The 277-nt window shown below is 51.6% G+C and carries 1 pseudogene; it reads left to right on the forward strand.

Annotated elements, in window-relative coordinates:
* Positions 1–204: pseudogene (locus ACNQ0T_RS24180) on the forward strand (fatty acid hydroxylase); the annotation flags it as partial.
* Between the last annotated feature and the right edge of the window lie 73 nt (positions 205–277).

Consider the following 277-nt stretch of genomic DNA (forward strand, 5'->3'; position numbering starts at 1 on the left):
GCATTATCTGGCTTATCAAGCGGTTATGGCTGGGGGAAATGGAGTTGGTTTACGGTGGCCAGCCTGATGCTGTTATTGATCATTATTGCAGGTTGGTTGACACCATTTTGGCTGGTGGTGGGGGCGCTATTATGGTTGCACAGCGCTGCTGTGCTAATGGGCATAGGAATAACGCCTGTGGATAGACGTGATGTACAAGCCTAAACCATTACCGCCCCTCGCTTTTCGCCAGCGGGATGACTTGGCTTTTCACCGTGCATTGCAGCAAGCGGCAAAG

Source organism: Enterobacter cloacae complex sp.6700776 (assembly GCF_048284255.1).
Lineage (GTDB): Bacteria > Pseudomonadota > Gammaproteobacteria > Enterobacterales > Enterobacteriaceae > Enterobacter > Enterobacter intestinihominis.